This is a genomic window from Streptomyces thermovulgaris (assembly GCF_002155915.1).
GTDB classification, from domain to species: Bacteria; Actinomycetota; Actinomycetes; order Streptomycetales; family Streptomycetaceae; genus Streptomyces; species Streptomyces thermovulgaris.
Map to the genome: position 1 here is coordinate 1 of NZ_MUME01000353.1, position 1,200 is coordinate 1,200.

The window sequence follows — 1,200 nt, forward strand, 5'->3', positions numbered from 1 at the left end:
CTTCCGGTTGACGGTCCGAAAACCCAAACGGAAGGCCTAGCCGGGCGGTGGGACGGTCCGCGGAAGAGGCCGGAAAGAGGGCGGTACGATGCCTTTCAGCCGGTGCCGAAGGCCGGCGAAGGACCGTCCGCCGGCCTTCGGCACCGGCTGAAAGGCATCGTACCGCCCTCTTTCCGGCCTCTTCCGCGGACCGTCCCACCGCCCGGCGAGGCATTCCGTTTGGGTTTTCGGACCGTCAACCGGAAGACTGCACCCGTGACGTCCCGTACCCCGCGCGACTCCAGACTGCGACTCGTCCGTCCGCGACCGCTGTCCGCCGCTCCCCGAGCCGTGGGCCGACGGCAGCCGCGCCGTACCGCCCCACGCCCTCCGCAGGGCACCTCGGCCCCTCCGGAACTGGCCGGAATGGCGCGTTCCCAGCTGGCCGGAGCGGCCCGTGTGGCCCGCTGGGCCGACGCCGCCCTCGGCCCCGGCNNTCTCCGACGCCTCCGCCCAACGCGCGGCCATCGCCCTGGGCCTGACGCCCGACCAGGTCCGCGCCGACTGGGACACCGCCCGGCTCTCCGGCCTGATCGAGGTGCACGGCGACAGCGCCCGCCCCGGATGGCGGCTGCGCGCCTGGGACCGCGACGACAGCGCCGTCCTGCGGGGCTGGGTCGCCCTGTTCGACGCCTGGTCGCTCGCCTGCCCGGAGCCCGAGGGCCATGAGCCCGCCGCCGTCGCCGAGGTCGTCTCGGCCATGCCGCAGGTCCTCTCCTTCCTCCAGCTCTCCGCCGGTCCCGTCCCCGTCGACCAGCTCCTCGACCTCCTTCGGCAGCGCGTCACCGAGCTGCGCACCGAACGCTGCGAGATCCCCTACGACCCGCAGTCCCCTCCGCCCGCCGCCGAGCCGGCCGACGCCGCCGAGCTCGCGCCCCTGCTCGACTGGGCGCTGCGGGCGCTCGCCTCCGTCGGGGCGCTCACCTGCGAGGACGGGCAGGCCACCCTCACGCCGCTCGGCAGCTGGGCGGTCTGGGTCAAGCTGGAGCAGATCTGTGTCGCCGCCCAGAGCCCCGCGGGGAACATCGAGCAGTCGGCGGAGGACATGCTCCGCGGCTGTGCGCAGCTGCGGCCGAACGCGGCCCGGGCCGAGTACCGGGCCTGGTTGGCGGCCAGGCCGGTCGGCAGCGCCGTCGCCGAGCTGCTGGACGCCGCCCGCGG

At 75.0% G+C, this 1,200-nt stretch carries 1 pseudogene; it reads left to right on the forward strand.

The features are described from left to right. Positions 1 to 405: 405 nt before the first annotated feature. A pseudogene (locus CCN35_RS23970) lies at positions 406 to 1,200 on the forward strand (hypothetical protein); the annotation flags it as partial.